The sequence below is a fragment of the Asticcacaulis aquihabitans genome, from assembly GCF_032490435.1.
Taxonomy (GTDB): domain Bacteria; phylum Pseudomonadota; class Alphaproteobacteria; order Caulobacterales; family Caulobacteraceae; genus Asticcacaulis.
In genome coordinates this window covers 1,393,486-1,410,318 of record NZ_JAVGWM010000001.1, presented here as the reverse complement: position 1 = coordinate 1,410,318, position 16,833 = coordinate 1,393,486, and the positions used below count along the sequence as shown (strand labels likewise).

General features: G+C 61.1%; 10 protein-coding genes. 2 read left to right on the top strand and 8 right to left on the bottom strand.

What is annotated here, in order from left to right; genetic code table 11:
- Positions 1 to 265 precede the first annotated feature (265 nt).
- Genes RCJ00_RS06460 through RCJ00_RS06440 form a run of 5 tightly spaced genes read right to left on the bottom strand, consistent with a single transcriptional unit; the run spans position 266 to position 2,088 of the window.
- A complete protein-coding gene (locus tag RCJ00_RS06460) occupies positions 266 to 691 on the bottom strand; it encodes an SRPBCC family protein (protein WP_316220957.1) in 426 nt (141 codons plus the stop codon).
- The gene (locus RCJ00_RS06455) at positions 691 to 1,113 is read right to left on the bottom strand and encodes a DUF1801 domain-containing protein (protein WP_316220956.1); all 423 of its coding nucleotides are present in this window, start codon (positions 1,111 to 1,113) and stop codon (positions 691 to 693) included. Before RCJ00_RS06455 ends, RCJ00_RS06460 begins: the two co-directional genes overlap by 1 nt.
- Before the next feature lie 11 nt (positions 1,114 to 1,124).
- The gene (locus tag RCJ00_RS06450; protein ID WP_316220955.1) at positions 1,125 to 1,544 is read right to left on the bottom strand and encodes a DUF1801 domain-containing protein; all 420 of its coding nucleotides are present in this window, start codon (positions 1,542 to 1,544) and stop codon (positions 1,125 to 1,127) included.
- The gene (locus tag RCJ00_RS06445; protein ID WP_316220954.1) at positions 1,544 to 1,759 is read right to left on the bottom strand and encodes a hypothetical protein; all 216 of its coding nucleotides are present in this window, start codon (positions 1,757 to 1,759) and stop codon (positions 1,544 to 1,546) included. Before RCJ00_RS06445 ends, RCJ00_RS06450 begins: the two co-directional genes overlap by 1 nt.
- A complete protein-coding gene (locus RCJ00_RS06440) occupies positions 1,756 to 2,088 on the bottom strand; it encodes an ArsR/SmtB family transcription factor (protein WP_316221087.1) in 333 nt (110 codons plus the stop codon). The genes RCJ00_RS06445 and RCJ00_RS06440 overlap by 4 nt, the downstream gene beginning before the upstream one ends.
- Positions 2,089 to 2,258: 170 nt before the next feature.
- On the opposite strand from RCJ00_RS06440, the gene RCJ00_RS06435 reads away from it, so the two are divergent.
- Complete coding sequence (locus RCJ00_RS06435; RefSeq protein ID WP_316220953.1) at positions 2,259 to 5,126, top strand: M16 family metallopeptidase; 2,868 nt, start codon at positions 2,259 to 2,261, stop codon at positions 5,124 to 5,126.
- Positions 5,127 to 5,144: 18 nt separating this feature from the next.
- Here RCJ00_RS06435 and RCJ00_RS06430 read toward each other — a convergent pair whose 3' ends face one another.
- Entirely contained in the window at positions 5,145 to 7,151 is a 2,007-nt protein-coding gene (locus RCJ00_RS06430) for an O-linked N-acetylglucosamine transferase, SPINDLY family protein (RefSeq protein WP_316220952.1), read from the bottom strand.
- A gap of 275 nt (positions 7,152 to 7,426) precedes the next feature.
- Between RCJ00_RS06430 and RCJ00_RS06425 the strand changes: the two genes are divergently transcribed.
- Positions 7,427 to 13,990: a beta strand repeat-containing protein gene (locus RCJ00_RS06425; protein WP_316220951.1), complete on the top strand. Its 6,564-nt coding sequence runs from the start codon at positions 7,427 to 7,429 to the stop codon at positions 13,988 to 13,990.
- A 6-nt stretch (positions 13,991 to 13,996) separates the two neighbouring features.
- On the opposite strand, the gene RCJ00_RS06420 is transcribed toward RCJ00_RS06425, so the two are convergent.
- Together RCJ00_RS06420 and RCJ00_RS06415 are read right to left on the bottom strand one after the other, a co-directional pair.
- Positions 13,997 to 15,670, bottom strand: a complete 1,674-nt coding sequence (locus tag RCJ00_RS06420; RefSeq protein ID WP_316220950.1) for a thiamine pyrophosphate-binding protein — start codon at positions 15,668 to 15,670, stop codon at positions 13,997 to 13,999.
- Positions 15,670 to 16,818, bottom strand: a complete 1,149-nt coding sequence (locus RCJ00_RS06415) for a CaiB/BaiF CoA transferase family protein (protein ID WP_316220949.1) — start codon at positions 16,816 to 16,818, stop codon at positions 15,670 to 15,672. Before RCJ00_RS06415 ends, RCJ00_RS06420 begins: the two co-directional genes overlap by 1 nt.
- Between the last annotated feature and the right edge of the window lie 15 nt (positions 16,819 to 16,833).

Sequence of the window (16,833 nt, the reverse complement as noted above, 5' to 3'; positions counted from 1 at the left end):
GGTTAGGCTCGGGTCTTTCACAGATTTATCTCAGCCGCCGTGGCCGTCAGATGGAAAGGGCGAGGGGCCCCGTCCCACGGTGGTGCGGAAATCAAAAGGCGTGATTGCGAAGGGCGAAACGTCTGGACGCGTGGGAAACGACACCTATGTCTGTATGGACAACGAGTGCAAGGAAGCCATTAAGGTTGAATAGAGGCGCATAGCAAGACGTCGATGGGGCGAGCGAAACCTCCGCCAATCGGCTTTTCACACGGCGTGGCGAGGTTCAGATATCGCGGGCCACGACTGCTTCCAGTTTGGACAGGAAACTGTTCCAGCCGTGCATGGCGCCGCCAAAGGCCTGCTTTTGATCGGTCCGAAAACCGGCCTGTTCCACGCGCAGGTGCGTACCCGTCATGGTCGGGGTGAGGGTGAAGGTCACCACGCTACGTAAATCGTAGGCGGCATTATCATTGACATGATCCCAGGTGAAAGACAGGCACTTGCCGGCGTCAAGGATTAGCACCTCACAATCCAGCACGCCGCCCCAGTCGCCGCGCAGGTTGAACCTGTGACCAATGGCGGGCTGGAAGTCGTTTCTCATCAGCCACTCCGCCATCAGGTGCGGCTGGGTGAGGGTGCGCCACAGTTTTTCCGGCGGGTGGGGAAAATCGCGTTCGACGATGACAGAGCGAGTTTCGGGTGTCGTCATCAGGATTTGGCCTTCTTTTTAGGCGCATTCGCCTTGGTCGAGATATTCAGCGCGATGGCGGCCCGGATCAAGGCCATGAAAGCCGCCTCATTGATTGGTTCGCCCTCACGGAAATCGATGGCACGCCGTGTGGCACCTTCCAGGCTGGAATTGAACAGCCCCTCCGGATCGGGGACCGAGGCGCCCTTGGCGAAGGTCGTTTTTACCGCGGCCTTGTAGGTTTCACCGGTGCAGACAATGCCGTCGTGCGACCAAACCGGAATATTCCATTTCCATTCCTCAACGATGTCGGGATCTGCTTGCTTGATCAGGCTGCGCAGCCGGTTAAGCGTGTCACCGCGCCAATCGGCATAGTCCCGGATGGCGTCGTCGATAAGCTGCGCGGCCGGGACGCCTTCGGTGCTCTTAAGGGGCTTTTTCATGAGGGGCCTTTCTATATGGGATCGCCGGGGATCCGGCTGGCCTGCCGAACCCAATCAATCAGCTGCGCGTCGTCAATCGGTTCGTTTTCGTGGATATCGAGATAGCGTACGTTCTTCTGTTTTGAGGCGCCCGGCGGTAGTGGGTTGAGTGCCGCGCCGTGGAAGAAGGCAATTTTAACATACCGGTTGAAGCAGTGGATGCCGAGGAACCAGCCATTTTCGGTCGTGCCGTAGAACGGAGAATTCCATTTAACCGCCTTTCGCACATCAGGAATGGCCTGCGAGATCGCAGCATCCAGTTGACGGCCAACCTCGCTCTTCCAAGCCGGCATGGCGGCGATATAGGCCTGCACGGGGCCATCGCCGTCACCCTTCGCGATCTGGGGATTACCGCCGGACAGAAGGACCGGGCCGGTTGTTTCCTTAGTCATCAGTCCCCCGTCGTCAGGCCGCGACGGCCGGTATAGGGCAGCACAAACATATATAGCCCCGTAAACAGCAGGAAGAACAAGGGCGGCAACGGTACATAGTACAGCCACTGAATCGGATGACCCAAACCCAGCGCCGCAAAGTTGGCGGCGACGGTCAGGGCGAAAAAGATCGACACCCAGCGGTGGCTTTGCCGTATCCATGTGTTCACAGTCATTGATCCATCCTCTTCAGCAAGTCTTCGAGATCGTCCATGCGGCTTTCCCAGAACCCGGACATTTCATGTGTCCAGTCGACAAGAGGTGTCAGGGCCTTGAGTTGCGCGCTGTAATGGGTCTGCCGGCCGGCGGGACGGTCACGGACCAGGCCGGCCTGCTTCAGGACCGCCAGATGTTTGGACACCACCGGCTGAGACACACCGGCCTGAGCGGTCAAGGCGGCCACGGTCTGCTCGCCGTCGCGGCACAGACGTTCGAAAATCGCCCGTCGCGTTGGGTCGGACAGGGACCGGAACAAAATATCATTGGGCGTGTCGGACACCGGCATCACAATTCATACCTGAATGGCTATAAATTATTCATAGCTGTTTGGGTATGAATGTCAAGCGGATCAATACGGTGTTTTTGGTGACTGTGCCGCCATCTAACATTTTCGTAACTTTACAGTTTAGTTCCATATGAAATAGTCGCGGCCTTAACCGATGAGAGGGCTGCGCCATGACGAAATCCTTTAAATTTAAGCCGAGCCGCCTCAGTTTGGCGTTCGCGGCGGGCTTGGTGGCATTGGCGCCGATGGCCGGATCTCCTGTTCAGGCGGCTGCGCCGGCCAAGCCTGTGTCGGCCAAGGCGGCGCCAATCACCGTACCGCCGATCGTCTACAAGACGCGCACCCTGCCGAACGGCATGAAGTTGCTCTATTCTCGCGACACCACCACGCCGAACGTCACAGTTCAGGTCTGGTACAGCGTCGGTTCAAAGGACGATCCCAACGGCCGTTCCGGCTTTGCGCACCTGTTCGAGCATTTGATGTTCAAGGCGACCCAGGACATGCCATCGGAAACCTTTGACCGCCTGACCGAAGATGTCGGCGGTTTCAACAATGCCTCGACCTGGGATGATTTCACCAACTATTACGAGGTTGTTCCTGCCGCCAGCCTGGAACGCTTGATCTGGGCCGAATCGGAGCGCCTGGGGGCATTGGTCGTCGATGAGGACATCTTCAAGTCGGAACGCGACGTGGTGAAGGAAGAGCTGCGTCAACGTGTCCTGGCTCAGCCCTACGGCCGCCTGTTCGGTCTTTATATTGCGCAAAATTCCTACACCACCCACCCGTACAAGCGGCCAGGCATCGGGTCGATCGAGGAACTGAACCTCGCCACGATCGACGACGTGCGCGCCTTCCATGCCACCTATTACCGGCCTGACAACGCCGCCCTGATCGTTGTTGGCAACTTTGACGAGGCGCAGCTCAATGCCTATGTCGACAAATATATGGGGCCGTTGAAAACGCCCGCGTCGCCCATGCCGCGCGTCACGGCCGTCGAGCCGCCGCATACGGTGGCGAAGACGGTCACCACCTATGGGCCGAACGTTCCCTTGCCCGCCGTCGCCTTGACCTGGATGGGGCCCAAGGCGTCCGATCCTGACGCTGCGGCGACGAAGGTGCTCGACGCCATCCTGACGAGTGGCAAATCCTCGCGTCTTTACAATAGCTTGGTGTATGACACCCAGGTCGCGACCAGCGTCTTTTCGAATGCCGATCTGCCGGCCCAGCCGGGGCTGATCTATGTCGGGGCCATCATGGCGGATGGAAAGCCATTAGCCGATGGTGAAGCCCAGCTGCTGACTCAGACCGCCCGCCTGCGCGACACGCCGGTCAGCGCGGACGAACTTAGCGAGGCCAAGACCGAACTGATCGCCAATGCGGTGCGCCAGCGCGAGACCATCGATAACCGGGCCTTCGCCCTGGGCTATGCCTTAGTGACACAAGGCAATGCGGACAAGGCCAACAGCGAAGTCGCCGAATTGTCGGCGGTAACGGCGGCCGATGTTCAGGCCGTGGCGCGCAAATACCTCACCGTGAATGGCATGACGACCATCCGCTATGTTGCGGAATCCGAACGCAAGGACGCTGCCCCGGTTGTCGCCACCGTGCCGCCGGCAGCCAGCGCCACCTTTACCGGCCCGATCTATACCCTGCGTCCGGAAGGCGAGCGCACCCCGTTGCCGCCCTTGGGCGCCGCCGTCAACCCGACCCTGCCGGCACCGGCTGAAACCACTCTGCCCAACGGCTTGAAGGTCGTGGTGGCGAAAAGCTCGGACCTGCCGCTGGTCGCCGTGCGGCTGACGGTGAAGGCCGGTGCGTCGTCCGATCCGGCGGGTAAGGCCGGCGCGGCCAGCCTGATGTCCGATGTCATCACCGAAGGCACGGCGACGCGCACGGCGCAGCAGATCGCCGCCGAAAGCGAGGCCTTGGGTACGGAAATTTCCGCCGGGTCCGATTGGGAATATTCCGCGCTCAGCATGAATGTGGTGAAGGGCAACCTGTCGCCGGCCATGGCCATACTGTCTGACGTCGCTCTGCATCCGGCGTTCAAGGCCGATGAGATTGAGCGTATGCGCAGTCAGACGCTCGATGGACTGAAAGTCAATTATCAACAGCCCGGCGCCTTGTCCGGCTACGTGACGGCGCCCCTGATCTATGGCGGTACGCCGATGGGCCATGTGTCGAGCGGTACGCCGCACTCTCTGCCTGGCATTACGCGTGAGGATCTGGTGGCGCTGCATACGGGCGCCTGGCGGCCGAACAATGCGATCTTGGTGCTCACGGGCGACATCACGCCCAAGGAAGGCTTTGCCCTGGCCCAGGCCGCCTTCGGAAACTGGAAGGCGCTGGCGGGCAAGCCCCTGACAGCACCCGTCGTGACCCCCGCGGCACCGCCGCGCGACGTGATTATCGATCTGCCCGGCACGGGGCAGGCGGCGGTGAGGGTGGTCAAGACGACCATCGCCCGTTCATCGCCCGACTATTATCCCGGCATTGTGGCCAGTACGGTCTTGGGCGGCGGTTATTCGGCACGTCTCAATCAGGAAATCCGTATCAAGCGCGGCCTGAGTTACGGCGCGAATGCTAGCCTGTCCACGCGCCTGACGACCGGCGGATTTACCGGCCAGGCCCAGACCAAGAACGAATCGGCGGCGCAGGTCGTCGGTCTCATCAAGACCGAAATGACGCGTCTGGCGGCAGAACCGGTAAGCGCGGACGAATTGACCGCACGCAAATCGGTGCTGATCGGCAATTACGGGCGAAACCTGGAACGGGCCGACGGTCTGGCCAATGTACTGGGCGATCTGGCCTTCTACCGGATCGATCTGAAGGAAATTCAGCAATATACGACCAAGGTGACCGCGGTGACGCCGCAGCAGGTCAGCGCCTTTGCCGGAACCCAGCTCGATCCTGCGACGTCCAGCGTGATTGTTGTGGGAGACCGCAGCCAGATGGGCGACGCGATTACCGCCGCCCTGCCCAAGGCCGAGATTATCTCCGTGACAGACCTTAATCTGGATAAGCCCGCGTTGAAGTAGGCTGGTGCCGGTCCGGTGTCAGTCCTGCCGAGGCCATAGTCGCCCATCGTGGGGGATGGGCCGCCAGGCGTGACGCCGGATCAGTTTCTCTCGCCAGAAGGCGGTATAATCGGCGATGGCCTGAACCTCAGTGACTTCGTGGTCGTGGTGGAGGCCCATCTCGAAATAGATGTTCAGATTGGTCAAATCGGGCTGGGGCAGTTTGCCGTCCAGGCAGTCGGCCCACATGCCGGCATAGAGGGTTTCGAGATGCGCCACCAGTTTGGTGGTGTCGAACAGGGTGGAGGTCAAGCGGTTGGCCAATAGGTGTTCGCGCCAGGCCTTAAGATCGCCATGTCCCCGGCCAAGCGCCACGGCCTGGTCGACATAGTCTTCGATGCGGGTGCAGACAAGTGAGTCCGGCAGTCCGGCCGATTTGACGAGCGATCCGCAGACGCGCGACGCGAACGTGCGTCCCGACAAGGTCAGCACCGGCACGCCCATCCAGAGGGCGTCCGAGCAGGTGGTATGCGCGCCATAGGGCGTGGTGTCGAGGAACAGATCGGCTAGCGGATAGCGCGCCAGATGGTGGGCGTTGGCCATCTTGTCGGCAAAAATAATTCGGTCCGGGTCAATGCCCTTTTCCTGGGCATAGGCTTTGAGACGGGTGTGAGAGGTTTCCGCACCGGACAACAGCCACAGAACGGATTTAGGCACGCGCGCCAGGATTTCCAGCCAGCGGTCGAAGGTAAAGCGTGTGATCTTGTGCGTGCCATTGAAGCAGCAATAGACGAAGGCGTCTTCAGGCAGGCCGGCTTCGGCGCGCGTCGGTGTATGGTCCGCGACAACGCGTAGTCGGTTGTTCGGCTGATAGCAGGGCAGGCGGGTAACCTGCTCAGAATAGTAGATCTCGTCCCCTTCCGGTATGATCCAAGGATCGGCGATGATGTAGTTGTGATAGGGGCTGGCGAGGCTGCCCGGAAAGCCCAGCCAGTTGACGATGACCGGGGCGGGGCGCAGGGCCAGAAGTTTGGTGCGGCCGTCGCGGGTATACCCGTTGACGTCGATGAGGATTTGAATGCCGTCGTCGGCGATGCGCCGGGCGGCAGTCGCGTCATCCATCTTCGTGATATCGATGAAATGGTCCGCCGTCGCCTTGTAATGGGCATGGATCGGATCGGTCGAGGGAATGCCGCAATAATAGGCGAAAACCTCGACCTTCGACCGATCATGCAGGCCCAGTACTTCATACATCAGGTGGCCGATGGCGTGCTCACGCAGATCCGATGACAGATAACCTATACGGATGGGCTTGTCCTTCGGTGCGTTCATTGCCGCCCAATGGGTGGTCAGCCTGTCGCCGGGCATGCCGACATCGCGCAGATTGTAGGTATAGCTGACCGCCAGCTGAAAGATCGGGTCATCCGTATAGGCGTCAACCGACAGCGGCGAAATGCCGGACAGCAGATGGTCGCGCGTCATGTTTTCGAAGGGAAGCACAACCGGCCACGCGCACTGGCGCTGACGCAGGGCGATGAAGTGCTGCATGGCTTCGCGCTGTTGCGGATCGAGTTCCAGACTAATTCGTAGGGCGGTTTCGGCGGGTTCGTCCTGATGCGCGCCTTCCAGCACGCGCGCGGCCTGATTGAGCGCCATGGTCTTGTGCCGCACGGCGGAGCCGGTCAGTTGATCGAGGCGGCTGGCGAGCGCGTTCCAGGTAATGACCGCCTGGGCATTGTCGCCCAAACCTTCGTGGATGCGGCCGAGGTTGATATAGACGCTGTGGAAGTCCGGATTGAGGCTCACCACCCGCTCCATCACGTCGCGGGCCTGGGCCAGATCCCCGGTGTCGGTCAGGATGACGCCAAGGTTGAACAGCAGGGCATATAGCAGGGGGTGGTCGGGATTTTGCGCCAGAAATTGATTGTAGAGGGCGACGACAGCAGCCTCCTGGCCGGCGGCTTTCAGCGTTTCGGCCGACTGTATCAGCTCCATCACCGTCATAGGTTTGCCTCCATGTGCGACCTGTCCGTACGTATCCGCCATTTAAACTTTCCGATTCGCCTGTTTATCAAACTTAATGGGTGCATCCAAACTGAACGGCGCTCAGCCGATTGTCAAAAATCAACAGCTGTTTTCGCAAAAACACCGCTGAATGACACGACTCATGTAAAACAGGTTTCGCTATTGGGCGGCGGGTTAAAATTTACTTTTTCGGCATAACGCGAAAACACAGCCATCAGTCGAAATTAATCAAAAGTTTACCGTAAATTTTAATAAGTGGTTCATTAATCTAGGCTGACGAACACAAGGGCAGGACCGTGTCTTCCATATCAGGACTGTCGGCGGCGCAGATATCCAAGCTGAGTACGACGTACATCGAAAGCTTGTCGACGTCGGATCTGGCCGAGCTGAAGACGACACAGATCAGCGCCCTGTCCACGTCTGCGGTCTCGATTCTGTCCACGACTCAGATTGGTGCGCTGTCCACGACCCAGGTCAAGGCGCTTACGACCAATCAAGTCAAGGCGTTGACAACCGACCAAATGGCTTTTCTGGCCACTGGCGCGGTTGCCTTTACCCGTGATCAGCTTGCCGTATTGCTGACGGCCCAATTGGAAGCCTTTTCCGCCACCGCTATTTCGGCCCTAGATACGGCCCAATTGGCTGGTCTGACCGTTGCCGAAATCAGCCATCTGACGCCGACTCAATTCGCGGCCCTGACGCCCGATCAGGTGGGTCGTTTCACCACCGGGCAAATTCGCGGCCTCACAACGACCGAAGTCTCGTCCCTAACGACCACGCAACTGACCGGCTTGACGCCCCTACAGTTGAGCGCTTTCACCGCCACCAGTATCGCCGCCCTGGGGTCGACGTCCCTGCTGTCCCTGAGCTCCACTCAGGTGCAGGGACTATCGACATCCGCTGTTTTTGGCCTGACACGGACGACCTTCGCTGAGATAGCCACGACGTTTTTGTCAGAACTGAGTGCAACACAACTGAAGTCGGTGTCGGCCGCCAATCTGAACAGCCTATCGACCTCGGCGGTCGCTGCGCTTGAAACACGCCTTGTCGCGAACCTGGCGACCACGCAGATCGCCGATCTCAATGCAGCCACGATCGGGGCCTTGACGACAACTCAGGCTATGGTTTTGTCCGGCGCTCAACTCGCCGCCATCAGTACCTCGGCTCTTGCGGGGCTTACGACGACGGATGCCACCGTCCTGACGCCCACTCAGACCGCTGCTCTGACGGCTGTCCAGGTGGCGTATTTTTCGACCGGCCAGCTTGCGGCGCTCACAACAAGCCAGCTCAATTCTCTGTCGACGACCGCGATGGCGGCGCTCAAGCCCAATCAAGCGGCGGGCCTGACGACGACCCAGATTTCCGGTCTGGACACCACGCACATCCAGGCGCTGACGACAAGCCTGCTGACGGCGCTAACCCCGTTCCAGGTCGATTCCCTCACGCCCGGTCAGGTCGCCCAGCTGAAGACGATTCAGTTGAACGCTATCAACGGCACGGCATTCACTGAACTTTCGACCACAGATTTGGGCGCCCTGACAACCCTCCAGATGGCGGGGCTGGATTCGACCCATGTCGAGCGTCTGACGGCGACCCAGGTCGCGTCGCTGTCCTCTACCCAGCTCGGCGCCATCGCGGCGGCTAGCATTCCGACCTTCTCGGCCGACGATATTGCGGCGCTCAGCACCGGCCAGTTGGCTGGGCTTACCTCGGCTCAGGTGGGACGTCTGACGACTACGCAACTGACCACCTTGACCGCTACCCAGTTCGCGGCTCTGACTCCCACGGCGCTGGCCGGATTGACGCCCGCCCAGATCGGGGGCGTTACGACCGATAGACTGGTCGCGCTTGGTGCCGATCAGGTAAATGGCCTGAGCAATGAAGCCCTGGCGGCCATGAAATCGACCCAGGCGGCGGCGCTTACGGCAACTCAGGTGAGTGGGCTGAGTGAAACCAAGATCGGCGCCATTTCGGCGGCCGCCCTCGGCGGCCTGACGACGACGAACGTAGCGCTTTTGTCCGCCACGCAGGTGGGCAAACTGACCTCCAGCCAGATCGGTGCACTTGGTCCCACCAATTTGGCCGCCTTGACCGCTACAACACTCGCGGCATTGACCAGCACGCAATTGCCCGGCGTAACAGCCACCGAAGTTTCCGGCCTTAGCTCGACCCAAGTGGGGTCTCTGACCTCAACCCAGCTCAATGCCCTGACCACGGCGGCGATCAAGGCGCTGACGGCCGATCAGGCGCGTGCGTTAGGCCCGGCGGCACTGTCCGGAGTGTCGGTGACACGTATCGCCGCCCTGAGCACTGCTGCCGTCAACGCTCTGACGCCAGCGGCGTTTGCCAGTCTGAGTTCAACCCAGGCGCTCGGCTTGTCGAGCGCGCAGGTGGCCGCCCTGACGACAAGCCAGATCGCCGCCTTGGGCACGGAGCAACTCAATAAGCTCACCACCGCCGCAGTCTTCGGCCTTAACGCCACACTGACGGCGGCCCTGACGACAACGCAGGTGTCGGCGCTTGCCACAACCCTCCTGGCGGCCTTGTCCGCCAGCGCCATCAGCGGGCTTAACCAAACCCAGGTCGCCACGCTCAGTACCTCTCAGATGCAGGCCTTGAAGGCGGCACAATTGAACGCCCTGACGTCGTCGGCGCTTAACGGGCTGACGACGACGGAACTGGACGCCCTGACATCGACGCAATTGGCCAGCCTGTCGACGGGGCAGATCGCTATTTTCGGTAGCACGCACATCGCCAATCTGGAGACCACCCAACTCCCCGGATTGACGGGTGTGCAACTGGGCAGTTTCACGACGGACCAGCTTGCGGCGCTGTCGACGACACAACTCAACAGTCTGACCGCCACCACGCTGGGCGCGCTGAAGGCAACCCAGGCGGCGGGCCTGTCTACGACCCAGATCGCCGGACTCGACATGACCCGCGTGCAGGCGTTGAATTCCAGCATACTCGGCGCGCTCAATGCCACTCAGGTCGAGGCCCTGACCTCGACCCAGATGACCCAGCTTCAGCCGGGCCAGCTCAATGCCATCAACGCCACGGCCTTCGCCGATCTGACCACGACCGACGTTGGTGTCCTGACGGCGACGCAGCTTACCGGATTGAATTCAACCCAGGTAGAGCGCCTGACCCAGACCCAGATTGCGGCGCTTGGGGCGTCTCAGCTTGGTGCTTTGGCGCCGGCGACCATCGCCACCTTTTCCACCGCTGAGATCGCCGCCCTTACGACGTCACAACTGGCCGGCATCACCTCCGCTCAAGCGGGCAAGCTTACCGCTGCTCAGTTGTCGAACCTGAGCGCGACGCAGTATGCAGCCCTGACATCGACGGCCCTGTCTGGGCTGACGGCGGCGCAGATCGCGGGCATATCGGCCGATGCGCTTGCTTCGGTGGGCGCTGGCCAACTGAATAGCCTGACGGCGGCGGCCCTCGGGGGGATTACAGCCACCCAGTCGGCCAGGCTGACGACGACCCAGATTGCCGGGTTGACTGAAAATAAGTTGGCGTCGCTGTCCGTGACGGCCCTGAGCGGTCTTACGACAACCGATGCCGCGATGTTGTCGACGTCCCAGATCGCCAGGCTCAGTTCCGCCCAGATCGCCGCGCTTGGCGCGGCCAATCTGGCCGCTGTCAATGCGACCCAGTTCGAGACATTGTCGGTCACGCAACTAAGCGGCCTCACCTCGGCCCAGGTCGCAGCCCTCAGCCCGGGACAGATGGCCGGACTGAGTGCCGCGCAGCTGAACGCACTCACCACGACGGCGCTGAGATCGCTCACGGCGGACCAGGCTGCGGCCCTTTCATCCACAGCCTTGGCGGGGCTTGCGGTGACCCGCATCGGTGTCCTGACAACCTCAGCTGTTAGCGCCGTGACGGCGACCGCCCTAACCGGCCTGACCTCGACCCAGGCCCTCGGACTGACCAGCGCGCACGTTGCCAATCTCACCTCGACCCAGCTTGCCGCCTTGACTACGGAGAAGCTCAACAAGCTGACGGTAAGCGCTGTTGCCGGGCTCACCGCCACCCTGGCCGGTGCGCTCTCAACCACCCAACTGGCCGGGCTGGCGACCACCCTTTTAAGCGTCCTGCCGACCACGGCGATCGCGGCTCTGAACCAAACCCAGATCGCCGCGCTCGACGCCTCGCAGATTCAGTCGCTAAAGGCTGCGCAGTTGAATGCCTTGACCGCTGCGGCCGTCGGCGGCCTGACGACGACTGAATTGGCCGGGCTGACAACGACCCAGATTGCCGGACTTTCGACAACCCAGATCGCCAATCTCGGCACGAGCAGCATCACCAGTCTCAAGACATCCCAGATTGTCGGCCTTACCCCCGCCCAGGTCATGAGCTTTTCGGCAGACCAACTGAAAGCGATGACGACGACGCAGCTCAACAGCCTGACGATCGGCGCGATTGGCACGCTGCGGTCGACGCAGGCGACAGGCCTAACGTCCTCCCAGCTTTCAGGACTGGACACAACACACCTGCAAGCCCTCAACACGTCTATTCTGGCGGCGCTGGACGATACTCAGCTCGGGGCCCTGACCTCTACGCAATTCGCCACTCTGACTACGACGCAATTGAATGCGATCAACGGTACGGCATTTACAGATCTGACAACGACCGATGTCGCGGCCCTGACGACTACCCAGCTGGCCGGGCTGACAGCAACCCAGGCCGAACGTTTGACGCAGACACAGATCGCGGGTTTGACATCCACGCAGATGGCCGCCTTGACGGCCGCGAACCTGGCGACCTTCACGACCACCGAAATCGGCGCTTTGACCTCCACGCAACTGGGCGGCTTGACCGCTGCGCAGGTAAGCCGGCTGGCGACGTCGCAACTGAACGGTCTCAGCGTTACCCAGTTGATGGCGGTGACGACAACGGCATTGTCGGGACTGACTGCGACACAAGTCGGTGCCATCGACGTCACGACCATAGCCGCCTTGCCCGCCGATCGGCTTAATATCCTTACACCTTCCGCGCTTGTCGGTCTGACGGCAGCTCAGGTCGGCGGCCTGACAACAACGCAGATTTCTGGCCTGGCGGAAACCAAACTGGCCGCATTGACCGCCACCGCGCTCGGCGGCCTTACACCGCTCGATGTCGCCGCCTTATCGACCACGCAGATCGGAAAGCTGAATGCGAGCCAGATCGCGGGGCTTGGCGCCACGAATTTCGCGACCTTGACGTCGACGACCTTGGCAAGCTTGACCTCGACGCAATTGGCCGGGGTAACGGCCTCTGAACTCATAGCCCTGTCTTCGACCCAGGTCGCCGCTTTGGCTTCGACGCAACTGAACGCGCTGACAACCACTGCCCTGTCGGCCCTGACCGGCGATCAGGCCTCGGCCCTCAGTTCGACCGCTCTGTCTGGTCTGGCGGTTACCCGTATTGGCGCCTTGACGACATCGGCGGTTACCGCGTTGACCCCAACGGCGCTGGATGGACTGACGACGACCCAGGCCCTGGGACTCACCAGCGCGCAGGTTGGTAATCTGACAGCCACGCAGCTGGCGTCGCTGTCCACCGATCAGCTTAACAAACTGACCGTCACGGCCGCCGCAGGCCTGACGAGCACTCAGGCTGCCGCTCTCACAACAACACAGGTCGGCAGCCTGGCCAACACCGTCCTGTCCGCCTTGACCACGGATGTCGTTGCCGCATTGAATTTGACGCAGGTCGCCGCGCTGTCGATAACTCAGATTGCGGCCTTGAAGACCACCCAACTGAATGCATTAACGTCGACCGCCTGGAGCGGCCTAGCGCCCGCCGCTATTACCAGCCTGACGACGACCCAGATCGCCGGGTTGGGCACCACCCAGATTTCCGGCCTGACGACGACCCAGATTGGGGGGCTGCTGTCGACTCAGTTGGCCGCGCTATCGACGACCAGCGTGGCCATGCTCAATGAAACGGCTGTAGGCGCGCTTGCCTCGACTCAATTGGCGGGCCTTGGTGCGCTCCAGATCGGTGCGCTGACCACAACGGCTTTCGCCGGCATGGATACGACGAAGATCGGCGCCCTCACCACGGCCCAGATAGCGGGGGTTACGGCATCCGACCTGGTCGCGCTCACCCCAACCCAATTGGGCGGGTTTGCGTCTACCCAGATTGGCGCGCTGTCGACGCGCAGCCTGTCGGCCCTGACCCAAACCGTCATTGGCAATCTGACCACCACGCAGGTGGCCGGCCTGAGCCAGACCCAGATCGCGTCATTGACCCAAGACGCCCTGAATGGCCTGACCTCGGCCCAGGTCGCCAATCTGACGACGACGCAACTGAGCGGGTTCAATTCGAGCCAACTGGCGTCCTTAACCACGGATCAATTGAACGGCTTATCGGCCACCCAGTTCAGCGCATTGACCAATACGGCCATCTCCGGCTTCAATGAAACCCAGGCGAATAACCTGACGTCGGCTCAGATCAATGCCCTGTCAAGCGCGCAGCTGTTCGGTTTGACGACCACTATCTTCGGTAACCTGTCGACAACGGCCATCGCCGCCTTGGGCACGAGCCAGCTTGCCGCCTTGACAGCTACAGAACTGAGAGCAATGAGCCCGGTTCAGATGACCTCAGTCAATCAAACCCAGATCGGGGGCTTGACCACGACGGCCCTGACGGGGCTGACTGCGACACAGTTATCGTCTCTGTCGACGACGCAATTGTCCTTGCTTAGCACCGGGCAGATTGGTGCGCTGACGCTGTCGGCCATAACCGGCCTGACGACCAGCCAGATCGCAGCCTTTACCTCAACCCAGGTGAGCGGGCTGACAGGGGTGCAGAGAAGCGCCTTCTCCGCCGCGCAACTCGACGCCCTGCAATTGAAATTGGCCTAACTCGGCTTAAGCCGTTTCGGCGGAAATCTGGTCGAGCGTTTTGGCCGGAGTGATGGCTTGCGGGTCGATGTAGCAGTGCAGGATGGCCGGTTTGCCGCTGGCCTGGGCACGCAGGAAGGCGGGGGCGAACTCCGCGGTAGTGCGCACGGTTTCGCCATGACCGCCGAAGGCTGTGGCATAGGCGGCGAAATCGGGATTTTTCAAATCGGTGCCGACCACGCGATGCGGATAGTTACGTTCCTGGTGCATGCGGATCGTGCCGTACATGCCGTTATCGATGACGATCACGATGACCGGAATGTCGTACTGAACCGCTGTGGCGAATTCGTTGCCGTGCATCAGGAAGCAGCCGTCGCCGGCAAAGACGACCACGGTCTTGTCGGGGCATTGGCGTTTGGCCATGACGCCTGCCGGTACGCTATAGCCGACGCTGCCGGAAGTCGGCGCGATCTGCGTGCGCGGCTGGGTATGCCGCCAGTAGCGATGCAGCCAGATGGCGTAATTGCCGGCACCGTTGCAGGTGATCGTATCGGCGGGCAGGTTTTCGCGCAGCCACACCATGACTTCGCCATATTGAAACTCACCGGGAAGTTTCGCCGGTGTGGTCGTCCACATCAGGAAGTCCATGTGAGCGTTCTGGGTCTGCTCCGCCCATGGCGCGTCGATAGGCGTATTCAGCGCGGACAGGGCCAGTGCGAATTCATCCGGGGCGCAGACGATGCCTTGGGCAGGCTGATAGACCTTGCCGATTTCGCCCGCGTCCGGGAAGACATGGATTACGGTCTGCTTCGGCTGTGGACTGTCGATCAGGGTGTAGCTGGCCGAGGGCACCTCCGCCATGCGCGCACCCAATAGGATCAGCAGGTCGGCCTCCTTGACGCGGGCACTTAGCTTGGGGTTCTGACCAAAGCCAAGATCGCCGGCATAGGCCGAATGATCGGCCGGGAAGAGGGCAGAGCGGCGAAATTCGGTCGCGACCGGAATCTGAAAACGCGTGGCGAAATCAGCGATAGCTTTACAGCCGTCAGTACTCCAGTTGCTGCCGCCCAGAATGATCAGCGGGCGTTTGGCCGTCTGTAAATGACCCTCAAATTGCTTAAGTATTTCAACAGACAGTGTTGGTTTTACGTATGTAATAACTGATGCGTCGCCAACGGACTCAACGTCTGTCAGCACGTCTTCCGGCAGGGAAATGACGACCGGTCCAGGGCGTCCCTGCATGGCGACTCGGAAAGCGCGGGCGATGATTTCCGGTATACGGCGGGCGTCGGTGATTTCGACAACCCATTTCGCCGTGCTTCCGAAGACAGCCTGATAATCCATTTCCTGGAACGCGCCACGGCCAAGCATCGCCCGCTCGACCTGGCCGATGAACAGGATCATTGGCGTTGAGTCATGCTGAGCGATATGGACGCCATGGGCGGCGTTCATCGCGCCCGGCCCGCGCGTGACGAAGCAGATGCCGGGGCGTGCGGTTAGCTTGCCATAGGCTTCGGCCATGATGGCGGCGCCCCCTTCGTGACGACAGATCAGCACGTCGATATCGGCGTCGTACATAGCGTCCAGCGCCGCCAGATAGCTTTCGCCAGGGACGCAGGTGATGCGGTCGACACCCTGAATCTTCAGTTGGTCGACGAGAATCTGACCACCGGTGCGCGGCGTGGGGGAAGAAGCGGACATCAGGATTTCCATTCAGGGTGGCCGGTGCCCAGCATGGGCGACGGTGATAGGGCGGACATGCGTTCGCCATCAATAACAATAGGTGAGGCAACGCCGGCGACGTGTGAGCCGTCCGGTGCCGTGAGATCGAGCCTCAGGCGGCGATGGATGATCTGAGGGTCGTTGAACACGTCTTCTATACGATTGATCGGACCGGCGGGCACGCCGTGGTCTTCGAGCAGGGCAAGCAGGCCGGCGCGTGTCCAGGATGCGAGGTAGGGTTCCAGTTCAGCCTGCAGGCGGGCACGCAGGCCGACGCGTTGGGCATTGGTCTGGTAGTCCGGGTTCAGCAGGATATCACCGGCGTCCAGAGCGACGCAGAACTTGCGGAACTGGCCGTCATTGCCGACCGCGACGATGACGTGGCCATCTTTTACGCGGAACACCTGATAGGGGGCGATATTGGGATGGGCATTGCCCAGGCGCGACGGCGATGTGCCGGAGACGAGATAGTTGCTGGCCTGATTGGCCAGGATAGATGTCGCGGTATCGAACAGCGACATATCTATATGGCAGCCTTCGCCGCTGGTGTGCCGGCCATTCAGGGCGGCGAGTATGGCCGTTGCCGTATAGACACCGGTAAAGATGTCCACGACAGCGACACCGACCTTCTGTGGTTCGCGGTCGGGTTCGCCGGTAATGTCCATCAGGCCGCTCATGCCCTGGATGATGTAGTCATAACCGGCGCGGGCGGCGTAGGGACCGTCCTGGCCGAAGCCGGTGATCGACGCGTAGATCAGGCGCGGATTGACGGCCTTCAGGCTGGCGTAATCGAGCCCATATTTTTTCAGGCCGCCGACCTTGAAGTTTTCGATGACGATATCGGCCTCGGCGGCTAGCTTGCGGATGACGGCCTGGCCTTCCGGCGTTTCGAAGGCGACGGCGACCGACGACTTGCCGCGATTGCAGCTATGGAAGTAGGCGGCGCCCCAGGCATTACCTGCGGCATCCGTCACGAAGGGCGGTCCCCAGGTGCGGGTGTCGTCGCCGGTTTCTGGCCGCTCTATCTTAATGACCTCAGCGCCAAGGTCGGCAAGCAGTTGCCCGCACCACGGGCCGGCGAGGATGCGGGCGAGTTCGAGAACCTTAAGGCCGGCCAGCGGTTTCATGTCTATCCTTGGGCT